Below are 15930 nucleotides of genomic sequence, written 5' to 3'. Positions count from 1 at the left end.
CTCAGGCGATACGGGCGAGCGGAGGATTCAGGGCGTCGCAGAAATCCGCAACGTTACTGACCCAGCCAAAAAAGGTTTCGATATTGAACAAAGCTGCCTTTTGGGCGAATTCCGGCCCGGCCTGATGGGTCGCGTCTTCCAGCACCACGCCGAAATACTCGAGGAAAAAGCCGTCGCGCAGGGTCGATTCCACGCACACGTTGGTGGCAATGCCGGTGAACACCAGGTGGCGAATGCCCCGGCTGCGCAGCAGGCTGTCGAGCGGGGTGTTGAAAAAGCCGCTGTAGCGCGGTTTCGGCAGGACGATATCGCCCGCCTGCGGGACCAACTCATCCACCAGCTGATAATCCCAGCCGCCTTTGGCCAGCAGCTTGCCCTGCAGTTCGGGCCGCTTGCGCATGGTTTTCAGGGCGTTCGACTTGTGGAAGTTGGGCGAGCCGGGGCCGCCGGCCTCGACGTACTGGTCATCCCAGCCGTTCTGGAACCAGATGATGAGCATGCCCGCCGCGCGCGCGGCGGCGACGGCGGTTTTGATGTTCTCGATCACAGGCCTTGTGGCGGAGACGTCGAACCCCGCCAGATCGAGATAACCGCCCTGGCTGGCATAGGCGTTTTGCATGTCCACCACGATCAGCGCGCTCTGCTGCGGCGCAAAGGTGATGGCTTCCGGGCGAGCGTTTAAGGTCGTCATTACGCCACCTCCTTCGTGACGGCAGGGATATGGGCGCGGCACTGCATCAGCGGCTGGATGCGCTCGCCGAAGGTTTCCACGCCGGTGAGGAAATCATCGAAGGTCAGCAGGACGCCCTCAGCGCCGGGTACGGCTGCCACTTCGTCGAGCATCCTGGCAACGCTGGCGTACGAGCCAACCAGCGTGCCCATGTTGATATTGACGGCGGAGGTCGGGTCGGCCATCTGGCGCACGTTGGTGTCTGCGCCGGAACGGGTGTCTTTCTGGCTCTGCTCGGTAAGCCAGCTCAGGGCTTCGTCGTCAGCGCCGTCCTTATACCGTTCCCATTTGGCGCGTGCGGCGTCGTCGGTTTCGTCGGCAATGACCATGAACAGCACGTACGAGCCCACGTCGCGCCCGGTTTTGTCGGCGGCCTCCTTCATGCGTGCCGCGGTCGGGGCAAAGGCGGCAGGGGTGTTAACGCCTTTGCCGAAGCAGAAGTTAAAGTCGGCGTATTTCGCGGAGAATTCCATCCCCGCGTCGCTCTGCCCGGCGCAAATCACCTTCATCGGCACCGACGGCTGCGGGCTGACGCGGCAGTCGTTCATGGTAAAGAAGTCGCCTTTGAAGTCGCTTTTGCCGGTGCCCCACAGGTCGCGCAGGACCTGCACGTATTCGGTCAGGTAGTCGTAGCGACGGGAGAAGTAATCGTCGCCCGGCCAGAGTCCCATCTGCTCGTACTCCGGTTTTTGCCAGCCGGTGACCAGGTTAACGCCAAAGCGCCCGCCGGAGATGGAGTCGATGGTGGAGGCCATGCGTGCCACGATCGCGGGCGGAAGGGTGAGTGTGGCCGCGGTGGCGTAGATCTGGATCCGCGAGGTAACCGCTGCCAGCCCGGCCATCAGAGTGAAGGACTCCAGGTTGTGATCCCAGAATTCCGTTTTGCCGCCAAAGCCGCGCAGCTTGATCATCGAAAGCGCAAAGTCGAAATGGTAGTGCTCCGCTTTCTGCACGATGGCTTTGTTCAGCTCAAAGGTCGGCATGTACTGCGGTGCAGTGGTCGAGATAAGCCAGCCGTTGTTGCCGATGGGTACAAATACGCCAATTTTCATCACGAACCTCTCTTCATTACGTCGCAGGTGTAACGGTGGTTTTGCAAAGGCAATGCCAGTTTTGAAAACGCTTGTGTTATTAATGTGTTAATAAGAGGTTGGGGGATTGATGCCGCTAAATGTGGACTAAATGGTCAAAAACATTGCACAGAAAACAGGCACTCATGCGCGATGGGAGTGCAGAAGGTCGTGGCGAGGCGGGGGTTTTGCTATGCTGAGCGCAGGAAAGAAAATGGAGAGCGGAAATGACACAAGGCGCAGTGAAAACACCCGGAAAACGTTCGCAGGCGGTGAGCGCCAAGAAGCAGGCGATCCTCAGCGCCGCGCTGGAGACCTTTTCACAGTTTGGCATTCACGGCACGCGCCTGGAGCAGGTGGCGGAGCAGTCCGGGGTGTCTAAAACCAATCTGCTCTACTATTACCCGTCGAAAGAGGCGCTGTATGTGGCGGTGATGCAGCAGATCCTCGATATCTGGCTGGCGCCGCTCAAGGCATTTCGCGAAGAGCTGGCCCCGCTGGTGGCTATCGAGGAGTACATTCGCCTGAAGCTCGAGGTGTCGCGCGATTACCCGCAGGCGTCAAGGCTGTTTTGTCTTGAGATGCTGCAGGGCGCGCCGCTGCTACAGGCGGAGCTGACGGGGGATTTAAAGCAGCTGGTGGACGATAAGTCGGCGATTATCGCCGGATGGGTTGCCAGCGGAAAGCTGGCCCCGGTCGACCCGCAGCACCTGATCTTTATGATCTGGGCCGCTACCCAGCATTACGCTGACTTTGCGGCCCAGGTTGAGGCGGTGACCGGTAAAACGCTCCAGGACGAGGCGTTTTTCCAGAGCACACTCGAAAACGTGCAGCGGATGATTATCGAAGGGATCCGCGTGCGTTAATTGCCCGGCGGGAGAGGGCAGCTTAAGTCACCCTCTTCACACTGCATCAGCGAGGCCAGAAACGCCTCGCGCTCCACGGTTTTTTCCGCCAGGCACTGGTTAACAATCATTGGCTGGACGCTCCCGCCTTCCGTCCCCGAACCGATAAACGCGCAGTCCGCGTCGCGCAGGGTAATCCACGCCTGCTGCGCTTTTTTCAGCAGGTCGCGCTGGGGGGCCGCCGCGCGTTTGATGGCGGCCTGATAGGTCTGGTTGAGTTTTTTATCGGCTGCCTGGTACTGCTGCGCGCTACAGGTATTCAGTTCAAGCTGCGTAGTGGCGTTGTCGCACTCGTTGGCAAGCGCGCTGGTGCTGAGCAGCAGTGCCGCACCGGCGATAAGATATCGTTTCATATACTCCCCAATAAAATAAGGCTCCGTCTCCGGAGCCTTATTAGCACAGCGTTAGCCGATTGTCATCAGGCTGGCGTTACCGCCCGCCGCTGCGGTGTTGACGCTGAGCGAGCGCTCCACGTACAGACGCTCCAGCAGCAGGTTGGTTTCCCCGCGGGCGAAGCCCTGCACGGAAACAATCGCCCCGCTGCGGGCCGCCACCTGCTCGCACAGCTCGCGCAGCTGGTCGGAATCACCGTGGTAGATCACCGCGTCAAACGGCTGGGTCAGCAGGGCATCGGCCTTCGCAAAGCGAATGCGGGCCGAAACCGCTTTCGGCAGCTGTTTGGCGAGATCGCGATGCAGCGCATCGTCCGGCCACAGCACTTCACACCCGGTGGCCATCGCCGCGGCTAGCTGTACCAGCGCGTCCTGCTCGTTATCCGCCACGCACAGTACGTGCTCGCGCGGCATCAGCGTCCAGGTGTTGCGCTCGCCGGTTGGCCCCGGCAGCAGACGCTGGGTACCGGCCTGCGCCAGCTCGCCGTACTGCTGCGCAACCGCACGCAGCTCAGGACGTTTTTCCGCCCAGGCGATCAGCGCCTCCAGCGGCTGGGTCAGCACGGCTTTCAGCTGCGTATCCACCGGATACTCCGCATCCTGATGCGCCAGGGTGACTCCCAGTGCGTTCTCAGGACGGTTCGCCAGCAGACGGTACAGGTAGAGCGGACCGCCCGCTTTCGGACCCGTACCGGAGAGGCCTTCGCCGCCGAACGGCTGCACGCCAACGACCGCGCCAACCATGTTGCGGTTGACGTACAGGTTGCCGACTTTGGCCGTGCCGGTGACCTGCGCAATGGTCTCGTCGATACGGGTATGCACGCCGAGCGTTAGGCCGTAGCCGGAGGCGTTGATCTGGTCGATAAGCGCGTTGAGGTTGTTACGGTTGTAACGCACCACGTGCAGCACCGGGCCGAAGACCTCTTTTTTCAGCTCGTCGAAGCTTGCCAGCTCAATCAGCGTAGGTGGCACGAAGGTGCCAGTCTGCCACTCGCGGGCATCTTCGCTGTTCTCGCGCACCGCCTGGAACACCGGGCGGCCTTTGGCGCGCATGGCCTGAATATGGTTTTCAATGTTGGCTTTGGCTTCCGCGTCGATCACCGGCCCGATGTCGGTGGTGAGACGGCCCGGGTTGCCCATGCGGCATTCCGCCATTGCGCCGCGCAGCATCTTCAGCGTGTGGTCAGCCACGTCATCCTGTAAGCACAGCACGCGCAGGGCGGAGCAGCGCTGACCGGCGCTGTCGAAGGCGGAGGCCAGCACGTCAACAACCACCTGCTCGGTGAGGGCGGAGGAGTCAACAATCATGGCGTTCATGCCGCCGGTTTCGGCGATAAGCGGGGTAGGACGACCCTGCGCATCCAGACGGGTGGCGATGTTGCGTTGTAGCAGGGAGGCCACTTCGGTCGAACCGGTAAACATCACGCCGCGCACGCGGTTATCGGAGGTGAGTTTGGCGCCCACCGTTTCACCGCGCCCTGGCAGCAGTTGCACCACGCCCGCCGGAACGCCTGCTTCCAGAAGAATGTTGATGCCCTGGGCGGCAATCAGCGGGGTTTGCTCTGCCGGTTTCGCCAGCACGCTGTTGCCTGCGGCAAGGGCGGCGGCAATCTGGCCGGTGAAGATCGCCAGCGGGAAGTTCCACGGGCTGATACAGACCACCGGACCGAGCGGACGGTGCGTTTCGTTGTCGAAATCATCGCGCACCTGACCGGCGTAGTAGTGCAGGAAGTCGACCGCCTCACGCACTTCGGCGATGGCGTTGCTGAAGGTTTTCCCCGCTTCGCGCACCAGAATGCCGATGAGCTGCTGCATCTGATCTTCCATCAGCACCGCGGCGCGCTCCAGGATGGCGGCACGCTCCTGCGGCGGGGTGGCGAACCAGATTGGCGCGTTGTTCACCGCGCTCTCCAGCGCCTGTTCCACTTCCGCTTCGGTTGCTTCACGCGCGTAGCCGACGATGTCCTTCGGCTCTGCCGGGTTGATCACCGGCTGCATTTCACCGTCCTCAACGGACTGCTCAAGGATCGGTTTGGCCTGCCACTTCTGCAATGCGCTGTTGAGCAGGGCAGAGGAGAGCGACGCCAGACGGTGTTCGTTCGCCAGATCCAGGCCCGCCGAGTTGACGCGGCCCGCGCCGTACAGCTCGCGCGGCAGGGCAATTTTCGGATGCGGCAGACCAATCTGGCCTTCCTGCGCCGCCAGCTTCTCTACGGCCTGCACCGGATCGGCCACCAGTTCGTCGAGCGGCAGCGTGGTGTCTGCGATGCGGTTAACGAAGGAGGTGTTCGCCCCGTTCTCCAGCAGACGACGCACCAGGTACGCCAGCAGGGTTTCGTGGGTGCCCACCGGGGCATAGATGCGGCACGGGCGGTTCAGCTTGCCGTCCGCCACTTTCCCGGTAACCTGCTCGTACAGCGGTTCGCCCATGCCGTGCAGGCACTGGAACTCGTACTGGCCCGGATAGTAGTTCTGCCCGGCCAGGCTGTAAATGGCCGCCAGGGTATGGGCGTTGTGGGTCGCGAACTGCGGATAAATCAGGTTCGGCACGCCGAGCAGTTTTTTCGCGCACGCGAGGTAAGAGACGTCGGTGTAGACCTTGCGGGTATAGACCGGATAGCCTTCCAGACCTTCCATCTGGGCGCGTTTGATTTCGCTGTCCCAGTAGGCGCCTTTCACCAGGCGGATCATCAGGCGGCGACGGCTGCGGCTGGCCAGGTCAATCAGGTAATCAATGACGAACGGACAGCGTTTCTGGTAGGCCTGAATAACGAAACCAATCCCGTTCCAGCCCGCCAGTTCCGGTTCGAAGCACAGTTTTTCCAGCAGATCGAGGGAGATCTCCAGACGGTCAGCCTCTTCGGCGTCGATGTTGATGCCGATGTCATACTGGCGCGCCAGCAGGGTCAGGGACTTCAGGCGCGGATAGAGCTCTTCCATCACCCGGTCATACTGCGCACGGCTGTAGCGCGGGTGTAGGGCAGAGAGCTTAATAGAGATGCCCGGGCCTTCATAAATACCGCGACCGTTGGATGCTTTACCGATGGCGTGGATCGCCTGCTGGTAAGAGACCATGTAGGCCTGCGCATCGGCGGCGGTGAGCGCCGCTTCGCCCAGCATGTCATAGGAGTAGCGGAAACCTTTGTCTTCCAGCTTGCGGGCATTCGCCAGCGCTTCGGCAATGGTTTCCCCGTTGACGAACTGCTCGCCCATCAGGCGCATCGCCATGTCCACGCCCTTGCGGATCAGCGGCTCGCCGCTCTTGCCGATAATGCGGTTCAGAGAGCGTGACAGGTTGGCTTCGTTATGGGTGGAGACCAGCTTGCCGGTAAACAGCAGACCCCAGGTGGCGGCGTTGACGAACAGCGACGGGCTGCGGCCAATGTGGGAGTGCCAGTTGCCGTTGCTGATCTTGTCGCGGATCAGCGCGTCGCGGGTAGCTTTATCCGGAATACGCAGCAGCGCTTCCGCCAGGCACATCAGCGCCACGCCTTCCTGTGAGGAGAGGGAGAACTCCTGCAACAGGCCCTGCACCATCCCGGCGCGGCCGGTGGCGGTTTTCTGGTTGCGCAGCTTGTCGGCTAACTGATACGCCAGGCTGTGCGCCTGGGCGGCAATGGCTTCCGGCAGGCGGGCCTGCTCCAGCAGCATTGGCACGGCGTCGGTTTCGGCGCGGCGGTAAGCCCCGGTAATGGCGGCGCGGCTGACGGACTGCGGCAGGATCTGCTCGGCGAATTCGAGGAACGGCTGGTGGTTCTCTTCCACCGCCGTCGCGGCGTCTTCGCTTTCGTTCGCTGCGCCTGCCAGCAGGGCAGGCAGCTCCGGCAGGCCGTCTTCACTCTCCAGCCTTTCCAGATAGTTAAAAATCGCCTGCTTGATTAACCAGTGCGGTGTGCGATCAATGCGGGTTGCTGCGGTCTTAATCCGTTCGCGGGTCGCGTCATCCAGCTTAACCCCCATGGTGGTCATCCCCATGCCAAAACTCCTGTTGTTCTGTAATAGCGTTCTGTTGATAGCGTGAAATATCCACCATGTTGCAACTTTGTGCAACCGTGTTAAATGTGACCTGGTTTGCAAGCTGGAAAATGAATGGATTGTTAACGAATAGTTAGCTGGAAAAAAGCGCTGGCTTCTGCATACGAAGCCTGGTTTTATGCGGTGCTTAACACTTTTCAAAGGTGCAACCCGTATAAATGTGAGCGAGTGCAACCTATAGGAAAGACGTATAAAACCAGGGATGAAATTCATGTAAATGCAGTGTTAAATCGTTTGTCAGTGGGAAGCGTATACGGCAGGATAGCGCGCCCAACGGAAACACATACACACATCACTACGTTCAGGTGATGACATAACAAGGCAACCCGGACGGTTGTCGCTCGACATTTTGGAGAATTTGAATGGCTATTAGCACACCGATGCTGGTGACATTTCTCGTTTATATTTTTGGCATGATCCTGATAGGGTTTTTGGCATGGCGTTCCACTAAAAACTTTGACGACTACATCCTTGGCGGGCGCAGCTTAGGCCCAATGGTCACCGCGCTCTCTGCGGGCGCATCCGACATGAGCGGCTGGCTGCTGATGGGGCTGCCGGGCGCGATTTTCATCTCTGGTATTTCCGAAAGCTGGATCGCCATCGGCCTGACCGTCGGCGCGTGGATCAACTGGAAGCTGGTGGCAGGCCGTCTGCGCGTACACACCGAAGCCAACAACAACGCCCTGACGCTGCCGGATTACTTCACTGGACGCTTTGAAGATAACAGCCGCATCCTGCGCATTATCTCCGCGGTGGTAATCCTGCTGTTCTTCACCATCTACTGTGCCTCCGGCATCGTGGCGGGCGCCCGTCTGTTCGAAAGCACCTTCGGCATGAGCTACGAAACCGCCCTGTGGGCCGGTGCGGCGGCAACCATCCTCTATACCTTCGTGGGCGGCTTCCTGGCCGTCAGCTGGACCGACACCGTGCAGGCGAGCCTGATGATCTTCGCCCTGATCCTGACCCCGGTGATTGTGATTTTCACCGTTGGCGGCTTTGGCGATTCACTGGAAGTGATCAAGCAGAAGAGCATCGAAAACGTCGACATGCTGAAAGGACTGAACTTCGTTGCCATCGTCTCCCTGATGGGCTGGGGGCTGGGCTACTTCGGTCAGCCGCACATTCTGGCGCGCTTTATGGCGGCGGATTCTCACCACACCATCGTTCATGCACGTCGCATTAGCATGACGTGGATGATCCTGTGTCTGGCGGGCGCGTGTGCGGTCGGCTTCTTCGGTATTGCCTACTTCAGCAATAACCCGGCGCAGGCGGGCGCGGTGAACCAGAACGCCGAGCGCGTGTTCATCGAGCTGGCGCAGATTCTGTTTAACCCGTGGATTGCCGGTATTTTGCTCTCCGCGATCCTGGCGGCGGTGATGTCCACCCTGAGCTGTCAGCTGCTGGTTTGCTCCAGTGCAATCACCGAAGACCTCTACAAGGCCTTCCTGCGTAAAAATGCGAGCCAGAAAGAGCTGGTGTGGGTAGGGCGCTTTATGGTGCTGGTGGTGGCGCTGGTGGCCATTGCGCTGGCAGCCAACCCGGAAAACCGCGTGCTGGGTCTCGTGAGCTACGCGTGGGCGGGCTTCGGTGCCGCGTTTGGGCCGGTGGTGCTGTTCTCCGTCATGTGGTCACGCATGACCCGCAACGGCGCGCTGGCGGGGATGATCATCGGTGCGGTGACCGTCATCGTCTGGAAGCAGTTCGCGTGGCTGGGCCTGTACGAAATCATTCCGGGCTTCATCTTCGGCAGCATCGGTATTGTGGTGTTCAGCCTGCTGGGTAAAGCGCCGTCTGCCTCTATGCAGAAGCGCTTTGCGGAAGCGGATGCGCACTACCACACTGCGCCGCCGACTAAGCTTCAGGCAGAATAATTTTCCCCTCACCCTAACCCTCTCCCAGAATGGGGGAGGGGACAGACCGTTCACCAGTTCGAGATGATAAATGATGATTAAAACAGGGTTAATGGTGGCAGCATTAATGCTGCTGGCGGGTTGTAACGCACCCTCGCAGCGTGCGGCGGTGGAGACCTGCAAAGCGGATAACCAGATGCAGCAGACCACGCTCTATTTTGGCTTGAACCGCCCGGCAGGGTCGCAGATCACCGGCAGCGAGTGGCAGCAGTTTGTTGACCAGGACGTGACGCCGCGTTTTCGCGATGGCTTAACGGTGTTTGATGCGCGGGGGCAGTGGCTGGGGAACGACGGGAAAGTGGCGCGTGAATCCAGCAAAGCGTTAATGCTTATCCACGGTAAAGATGCGCAGAGCGAGAAGAACATCGAAGCGTTGCGCGGGATCTATAAGTCTCGTTTCGCGCAGGAATCGGTGATGCGTGTCGACCAGCCGGTGTGCGTACAGTTTTAATAAAAAACGGCGGGATAACCCGCCGTTGTTGTTTTGTAGCAAAGCTATTTACAGCACTAATCCCGCAAAGCTCGCCGACAGCAGGCTCACCAGCGTCGCACCGTATACCAGGCGCAGACCAAACCGCGACACCACGTTGCCCTGCTGCTCGTTCAGCCCCTTTATCGCCCCGGCGACGATGCCGATGGAGGCGAAGTTGGCAAACGACACCAGGAAGACGGACAAAATACCCAGCCCGCGCGGTGACATTTCATGAGCAATTTTTTGCAGCTCAATCATCGCTACAAATTCATTCGCCACCAGCTTGGTTGCCATAATGCTGCCCGCGTTTAACGCATCGCTGAGCGGAATCCCGATAAGCCACGCCAGCGGATAAAACACATAGCCCAGGATCTGCTGGAAGCTCATGCCGAATACGCTGGAGAAGAGGGCGTTAACGGCGCTGATGAGGGCGATAAAGCCAATCAGCATCGCCAGAATAATCATCGCCACCTTAAAACCGGCCAGAATATACTCGCCCAGCATTTCAAAGAAGCTCTGGGATTCATGCAGTTTTTCCAGCTTGATATCCGGCTCGGCTTCCGGACGTACCGGGTTAATGACCGAGAGAATAATAAAGGTGCTGAACATGTTCAGGATCAGCGCGGCAACGACAAATTTGGCGTCGAGCATGGTCATATAGGCACCGACAATCGACAGGGATACCGTCGACATGGCCGTGGCCGCCATGGTGAACAAACGACGCGAGGAGAGATCCCCCAGCACGCCTTTATAGGCAATGAAGTTTTCCGACTGGCCGAGGATCAGCGAGCTCACCGCGTTGAACGATTCCAGCTTGCCCATGCCATTCAGCTTTGACAGCAGCGTCCCGATGATTCGAATAAAAATCGGCAGGATCCGCCAGTGCTGGAGAATACCAATCAGTGCGGAAATAAAAATAATCGGACACAGCACGCCGAGGAAAATAAACGCCAGCCCTTTTTCTCCCATTCCGCCAAAGACGAAATTCGTCCCTTCCGAGGCAAATTTAAGCAGTGACTCAAAGAAGCCGGAAACGTATTTAATCAGGAATAGCCCGCTTTCGGCGTGCAGGAAAAAGAACGCCAGGGCAATTTCAATAACAATCAGCTGGAAAACATAACGAATGCGAATTTTTCGGCGGTCGAAACTCACCAGCCAGGCAAGCGCAAGAATAATCACCAGCGCCAGCAGGAAATGGACAATCTTAAACATGGGATATTTTCGGTTGGTTTTTGAGGCGGATATTTAGCCACAGCACTGGTTAACCGTAAATGGGCATTTTTATTATAACTTATAAACTTAACGGTAACGGCGGCAACTATTAACAGGCTTTGCGTTTACAACTCGTCATCAAATCACCACATATTTCGCTTGTGTTTCCTTTCGCCGTAATGATAATCACTATCACAAGAATTTACCTTTCTTTGCATCAGTTGACCGCGATAAACATTTAAGGTGTCGGCATGTTTGTTCCATTTCTCATTATGTTACGTGAAGGCCTTGAAGCGGCCCTGATTGTCAGCCTTATCGCCAGCTATCTGAAGCGCACCCAGCGTGGGCGCTGGATTGGCGTGATGTGGGTTGGCGTATTCCTTGCCGCGGCGCTCTGCCTGGGCTTAGGTATCCTCATCAATGAAACCACCGGCGAATTCCCGCAGAAAGAGCAGGAGCTGTTTGAAGGTATCGTCGCCGTGATTGCGGTGTTCATCCTGACGTGGATGGTCTTCTGGATGCGCAAAGTTTCCCGCAACGTGAAGGTGCAGCTGGAGCAGGCGGTGGATAACGCCCTGCAGAAGGGGAATCACCACGGCTGGGCGCTGATCATGATGGTCTTTTTCGCCGTGGCGCGCGAGGGTCTGGAATCGGTTTTCTTCCTGCTGGCGGCATTCCAGCAGGACGTGGGCATCTGGCCGCCGCTGGGCGCTATGCTCGGTCTGGCAACGGCGGTGGTGCTGGGCTTTCTGCTCTACTGGGGCGGCATTCGCCTCAACCTGGGCGCCTTCTTTAAGTGGACCAGCCTGTTCATTCTGCTGGTGGCCGCGGGGCTGGCGGCAGGGGCGATCCGCGCCTTCCACGAGGCGGGCCTGTGGAACCACTTCCAGGACGTGGCGTTCGATCTTAGCAACGTTCTCTCCACCCATTCACTGACCGGCACCCTGCTCGAAGGCATCTTCGGCTACCAGGAAACGCCGAGCGTCAGCGAAGTGGCGATGTACTTTATCTATCTGGTTCCGGCGCTGGTGCTGTTCGCGATGCCGCCGCGTACCGGTTCGCAGGCGTCGCGCGTTGCGCCGTAATTATTGTTTTAGTTACAACATACTTTTTAAGGGAAGAGTCATGGCAATTCAGTTTCGTCGTAGTGCATTGTGCGCAGGCATTGCCGCGCTGTTCGCTTCTGCATTCGCTGCGCAGGCTGCGGATATTCCGCAGGTAAAAGTCACCGTTAACGATAAGCAGTGTGAGCCGATGACCATCACGGTTAACAGCGGTAAAACCCAGTTTATCATTCAGAACCACAGCCAGAAGGCGCTGGAGTGGGAGATCCTCAAAGGCGTGATGGTGGTGGAAGAGCGCGAGAACATCGCGCCAGGCTTCAGTCAGAAGATGACCGCCAACCTGCAGCCGGGTGAATACGACATGACCTGCGGCCTGCTGACCAACCCTAAAGGCAAGCTGATCGTCAAAGGTGCAGCGACGGCGGACGCGGCCAAAGGCACGGCCCTGCTGAGCCTGGGCGACGCTATCACCGCCTATAAAGCCTACGTCACCAAAGAGACGGCGGACCTGGTCACGGGTACCAAAGCCTTCACCGACGCCGTGAAAGCGGGCGATATCGAAAAAGCGAAATCCCTGTACGCGCCAACCCGTCAGCACTACGAGCGCATCGAGCCGATTGCCGAGCTGTTCTCTGACCTCGACGGCAGCATTGATGCCCGCGAAGATGACTACGAGCAGAAGGCCGCCGATCCGAAATTCACCGGCTTCCACCGTCTGGAAAAAGCCCTGTTTGGCGATAACTCCACCAAAGGAATGGAGAAATACGCCGGGCAGCTGAACACCGACGTGCTGGAGCTGCAAAAGCGCATCAGCGAGCTTGCCTTCCCGCCGTCGAAGGTGGTGGGCGGCGCGGCCGGTCTGATTGAAGAAGTGGCCGCGAGCAAAATCAGCGGTGAAGAAGATCGCTACAGCCACACTGACCTGTGGGACTTACAGGCCAACGTCGACGGTGCGCAGAAGATTGTCGAGCTGCTGCGTCCTCAGCTGCAGAAAGAGAACGGCGAACTGCTGGCGAAAGTAGATGCCAACTTCAAAAAGGTCGATACCATCCTGGCGAAGTACCGTACCAAAGACGGGTTCGAAACCTACGACAAGCTGACCGACGCCGACCGTAACGCGCTGAAAGGCCCGATTACGACGCTGGCGGAAGATCTCTCCCTGCTGCGCGGCGTACTGGGTCTGGACTAAGCACGATGAACAAGCATGACGAGTACGACGTCGCTGAACCTTCACGGCGTCGGTTGTTAAAAGGGGTAGGGGCGCTGGGCGGCGCGTTTGCCCTGGCGGGAGGTTGCCCGGTGGCGCATGCGGCGAAACCGCAGAGCGCACCCGGTACGCTCTCGCCGGATGCCCGCATGGAGACCCAGCCGTTTTATGGCGCGCACCAGGCGGGTATTCTCACGCCGCAGCAGGCTTCCATGATGCTGGTGGCCTTTGATTCGCTGGCCAGCGATAAGGCGGATCTGGAGCGTCTGTTCCGCCTGCTGACGGCGCGCATCGCGTTTCTTACCGCGGGCGGGCCGGCACCGGATACGCCGAACCCGCGTCTGCCGCCGATGGATTCCGGTATCCTCGGGGCGTTTATCGCGCCGGATAACCTGACCATTACCGTGTCGGTAGGGGAGTCGCTGTTTGACGGCCGCTACGGCCTGGCAAAACAGAAGCCGAACGCGCTGCAGAAGATGACGCGCTTCCCGAATGACTCCCTCGACGCGGCGCTGTGCCACGGCGATCTGCTCCTGCAGATTTGTGCCAATACCCAGGACACGGTGATCCACGCCCTGCGCGATATCATCAAGCACACGCCGGATCTGCTGAGCGTGCGCTGGAAGCGGGAAGGGTTTATCTCTGACCACGCCGCCCGCAGCAAAGGCAAAGAGACGCCGGTTAACCTGCTGGGCTTTAAGGACGGCACGGCCAACCCGGACAGCAGCGATGCGGCGCTGATGAAAGACGTGGTGTGGGTGACGGCAGATCAGGGGGAACCCGCATGGGCTGTGGGCGGCAGCTACCAGGCTGTGCGCATTATTCAGTTCCACGTGGAGTTCTGGGACCGCACGCCGTTGAAAGAGCAGCAGACGATTTTTGGCCGCGACAAGCAGAGCGGGGCGCCGCTGGGCATGAAGCACGAGCATGATGTGCCGGACTACGCGAACGACCCGGATGGCGACGTTATCGCGCTCGACAGCCATATTCGCCTTGCCAACCCCCGCACCAAAGAGACGCAGTCCAGCCTGATGATGCGCCGTGGCTACAGCTATTCGCTGGGCGTGACCAATTCCGGCCAGCTTGATATGGGGCTACTGTTCGTCTGCTATCAGCACGATCTGGAGAAAGGCTTCCTGACCGTGCAGAAGCGGTTAAACGGCGAAGCGCTGGAAGAGTACATTAAGCCCATCGGCGGCGGCTATTTCTTTGCCCTGCCCGGCGCGCGCGATGCTGGCGCGTATCTCGCACAAGGTCTGATGGAAGCCTGATAATCGTCCCTGCGATAGTTCGCGGGGACATTATTTTTTCATATGACTATCTTATTGTTATATTTCTGTAATATTCATATATAAGACTGATTCCGCTGCAGGAACAGTCTTAAAAGTTGCATTCAGGTAAAATAAATGTTGCATTTATGATAACTCCTGATGTACTTAAGATAAGACAGCGGTAGTTCCCGGCAGTGATGCTGAATCACTATGGAGATCGCGAATGGTTGCGTCCTGTACTGGACAAGGTAAACATAACAACCGCAGCACCCGGCGCGGAGGCTCAGACTCCGGCAGCGATTTCCTCACCACTAAATTCTCCCCCACATCTCAAGAACCTGATTCGACCGACGTGCAGACCGGTGCGCGTAGCCGTTCTGTATCGTCATCTGATAAAGCAAGCAATGGCTTACAAGGAAGCCAACCCTCTGATGTTCGTGCGCATAATCGTGCCGAAGCTGGCGCGTGTGATGAATACCAACAACTCAAGGTGCTATCCATGGGAAGACAAAAAGCAGTGATCAAAGCTCGTCGCGAAGCAAAACGTGTGCTGAGACGGGACTCACGTAGCCATAAACAGCGTGAAGAAGAATCGGTCACCTCGCTTGTGCAGATGAGTGGCGTAGAAGCAATTGGCATGGCCAGAGACAGCCGTGATAATTCTCCAATTGTGGCGCGCAATGAGGCTCAGGCGCACTACCTGAATGCTATCGAGAGTAAACAGCTCATCTTTGCAACCGGTGAAGCCGGATGCGGGAAAACCTGGATCAGTGCAGCCAAAGCAGCGGAAGCGCTGATCCATAAGGATGTGGAGCGCATTATTGTTACCCGTCCTGTACTGCAAGCTGATGAAGATCTCGGCTTCCTGCCCGGCGATATTTCGGAGAAGTTTGCTCCGTACTTCAGGCCCGTCTATGACGTGCTGGTGAAGCGACTGGGTGCATCCTTTATGCAGTACTGCCTGCGACCAGAGATTGGCAAGGTGGAAATCGCGCCGTTCGCCTATATGCGCGGACGTACATTTGAAAATGCGGTCGTTATTCTCGACGAGGCTCAGAACGTGACCGCTGCGCAAATGAAGATGTTTTTAACGCGCCTCGGGGAGAACGTGACGGTTATCGTCAACGGCGATATTACCCAGTGTGACCTGCCGTCGGGCGTGAAGTCCGGCCTCAGCGACGCCATGTCACGTTTTGAGGAAGATGAGATGATTGGGGTGGTACGCTTCACCAAAGAGGACTGCGTGCGCTCGGCACTCTGTCAGCGCACGCTGCAAGCGTATTACTGAGTTTGCTGTTGTGTTCAAGGCCCGGGAAACCGGGCTTTGTTTTATGTGCAATTTATTCCCTCGCCCCTGGGGAGAGGGTTAGGGTGAGGGTCTCAGGCCGCACCGAGCTGAATATAGCACCGGGGGGGATTGACTCGCTTCGCTCGCCCTGCGGGCAGCCTGTTCGCTTTGCTCACAGTCTGTCCAACTGGCTGCGCCAGTTGTCGAACCCCGGTCGGGGGTTCTCATCCCCCCACAGGCGTGCAATATGCGAAAAAAAAAGCCCGCATTTTCATGCGAGCTCTTCTTCAAATATGGCGGTGAGGGGGGGATTCGAACCCCCGATACGTTGCCGTATACACACTTTCCAGGCGTGCTCCTTCAGCCACTCGGAC

Annotated in this window: 12 protein-coding genes and 1 tRNA gene; 7 read left to right on the top strand and 6 right to left on the bottom strand. The window is 58.4% G+C overall.

The window, feature by feature from the left end:
- Nucleotide 1 precedes the first annotated feature (1 nt).
- Together rutB and rutA are read right to left on the bottom strand one after the other, a co-directional pair.
- Entirely contained in the window at nucleotides 2–691 is a 690-nt protein-coding gene (gene rutB / locus ACMWL8_RS17525; RefSeq protein WP_028012657.1) for a pyrimidine utilization protein B, read from the bottom strand.
- Nucleotides 691–1782: a pyrimidine utilization protein A gene (gene rutA, locus ACMWL8_RS17520; RefSeq protein ID WP_041910549.1), complete on the bottom strand. Its 1092-nt coding sequence runs from the start codon at nucleotides 1780–1782 to the stop codon at nucleotides 691–693. Before rutA ends, rutB begins: the two co-directional genes overlap by 1 nt.
- Before the next feature lie 245 nt (nucleotides 1783–2027).
- On the opposite strand from rutA, the gene rutR reads away from it, so the two are divergent.
- Nucleotides 2028–2666 carry an HTH-type transcriptional regulator RutR gene (gene rutR, locus ACMWL8_RS17515; protein ID WP_028012659.1) on the top strand — a complete coding sequence of 213 codons (639 nt, stop codon included), beginning with the start codon at nucleotides 2028–2030 and terminating at the stop codon, nucleotides 2664–2666.
- Here rutR and ACMWL8_RS17510 read toward each other — a convergent pair.
- Complete coding sequence (locus tag ACMWL8_RS17510; RefSeq protein WP_041910548.1) at nucleotides 2663–3058, bottom strand: lysozyme inhibitor LprI family protein; 396 nt, start codon at nucleotides 3056–3058, stop codon at nucleotides 2663–2665. The genes rutR and ACMWL8_RS17510 overlap by 4 nt on opposite strands.
- Nucleotides 3059–3109: 51 nt before the next feature.
- Nucleotides 3110–7072, bottom strand: coding sequence for a trifunctional transcriptional regulator/proline dehydrogenase/L-glutamate gamma-semialdehyde dehydrogenase (gene putA, locus ACMWL8_RS17505; protein ID WP_045261669.1), 3963 nt, complete (start codon nucleotides 7070–7072; stop codon nucleotides 3110–3112).
- A 422-nt stretch (nucleotides 7073–7494) separates the two neighbouring features.
- Between putA and putP the strand changes: the two genes are divergently transcribed.
- Entirely contained in the window at nucleotides 7495–9003 is a 1509-nt protein-coding gene (gene putP, locus ACMWL8_RS17500; protein WP_045261668.1) for a sodium/proline symporter PutP, read from the top strand.
- Between the two features lie 70 nt (nucleotides 9004–9073).
- On the top strand, nucleotides 9074–9493 hold the full coding sequence (locus ACMWL8_RS17495; RefSeq protein ID WP_045261667.1) for a DUF3574 domain-containing protein: 420 nt from the start codon (nucleotides 9074–9076) through the stop codon (nucleotides 9491–9493).
- A 48-nt stretch (nucleotides 9494–9541) separates the two neighbouring features.
- Here the strand turns inward: ACMWL8_RS17495 and ACMWL8_RS17490 are convergent, their stop codons facing one another.
- Nucleotides 9542–10726: a NupC/NupG family nucleoside CNT transporter gene (locus ACMWL8_RS17490; RefSeq protein ID WP_045261666.1), complete on the bottom strand. Its 1185-nt coding sequence runs from the start codon at nucleotides 10724–10726 to the stop codon at nucleotides 9542–9544.
- A 251-nt stretch (nucleotides 10727–10977) separates the two neighbouring features.
- Between ACMWL8_RS17490 and efeU the strand changes: the two genes are divergently transcribed.
- The 4 genes from efeU to phoH all read left to right on the top strand — a co-directional run bounded on the left by efeU (nucleotide 10978) and on the right by phoH (nucleotide 15556).
- On the top strand, nucleotides 10978–11811 hold the full coding sequence (efeU, locus tag ACMWL8_RS17485) for an iron uptake transporter permease EfeU (RefSeq protein WP_028012665.1): 834 nt from the start codon (nucleotides 10978–10980) through the stop codon (nucleotides 11809–11811).
- Between the two features lie 40 nt (nucleotides 11812–11851).
- A complete protein-coding gene (gene efeO / locus ACMWL8_RS17480; RefSeq protein ID WP_414751607.1) occupies nucleotides 11852–12979 on the top strand; it encodes an iron uptake system protein EfeO in 1128 nt (375 codons plus the stop codon).
- 5 nt (nucleotides 12980–12984) lie between these two features.
- Nucleotides 12985–14268 (top strand): iron uptake transporter deferrochelatase/peroxidase subunit, encoded by a 1284-nt coding sequence (gene efeB, locus ACMWL8_RS17475; RefSeq protein WP_045261665.1) that lies wholly within the window; start codon nucleotides 12985–12987, stop codon nucleotides 14266–14268.
- A 499-nt stretch (nucleotides 14269–14767) separates the two neighbouring features.
- The gene (gene phoH / locus ACMWL8_RS17470) at nucleotides 14768–15556 is read left to right on the top strand and encodes a phosphate starvation-inducible protein PhoH (protein WP_024908976.1); all 789 of its coding nucleotides are present in this window, start codon (nucleotides 14768–14770) and stop codon (nucleotides 15554–15556) included.
- Between the two features lie 294 nt (nucleotides 15557–15850).
- Here the strand turns inward: phoH and ACMWL8_RS17465 are convergent.
- Nucleotides 15851–15930: transfer RNA gene (locus ACMWL8_RS17465), tRNA-Ser, on the bottom strand.

The organism is Enterobacter sp. 04-C-12-SI-ECC (assembly GCF_047530715.1).
Classification (GTDB): Bacteria; Pseudomonadota; Gammaproteobacteria; order Enterobacterales; family Enterobacteriaceae; genus Enterobacter; species Enterobacter bugandensis.
The sequence above is the reverse complement of the archived record's forward strand: the minus strand, read 5'-3'. Positions and strand labels throughout refer to the sequence as shown.

Excerpts from the sequence above, each read along its gene's own strand:
- rutB (WP_028012657.1), bottom strand. The coding sequence starts at position 691 with ATGACGACCTTAAACGCTCGCCCGGAAGCCATCACCTTTGCGCCGCAG.
- rutA (WP_041910549.1), bottom strand. The coding sequence starts at position 1,782 with ATGAAAATTGGCGTATTTGTACCCATCGGCAACAACGGCTGGCTTATC.
- rutR (WP_028012659.1), top strand. The coding sequence starts at position 2,028 with ATGACACAAGGCGCAGTGAAAACACCCGGAAAACGTTCGCAGGCGGTG.
- ACMWL8_RS17510 (WP_041910548.1), bottom strand. The coding sequence starts at position 3,058 with ATGAAACGATATCTTATCGCCGGTGCGGCACTGCTGCTCAGCACCAGC.
- putA (WP_045261669.1), bottom strand. The coding sequence starts at position 7,072 with ATGGGGATGACCACCATGGGGGTTAAGCTGGATGACGCGACCCGCGAA.
- putP (WP_045261668.1), top strand. The coding sequence starts at position 7,495 with ATGGCTATTAGCACACCGATGCTGGTGACATTTCTCGTTTATATTTTT.
- ACMWL8_RS17495 (WP_045261667.1), top strand. The coding sequence starts at position 9,074 with ATGATGATTAAAACAGGGTTAATGGTGGCAGCATTAATGCTGCTGGCG.
- ACMWL8_RS17490 (WP_045261666.1), bottom strand. The coding sequence starts at position 10,726 with ATGTTTAAGATTGTCCATTTCCTGCTGGCGCTGGTGATTATTCTTGCG.
- efeU (WP_028012665.1), top strand. The coding sequence starts at position 10,978 with ATGTTTGTTCCATTTCTCATTATGTTACGTGAAGGCCTTGAAGCGGCC.
- efeO (WP_414751607.1), top strand. The coding sequence starts at position 11,852 with ATGGCAATTCAGTTTCGTCGTAGTGCATTGTGCGCAGGCATTGCCGCG.
- efeB (WP_045261665.1), top strand. The coding sequence starts at position 12,985 with ATGAACAAGCATGACGAGTACGACGTCGCTGAACCTTCACGGCGTCGG.
- phoH (WP_024908976.1), top strand. The coding sequence starts at position 14,768 with ATGGGAAGACAAAAAGCAGTGATCAAAGCTCGTCGCGAAGCAAAACGT.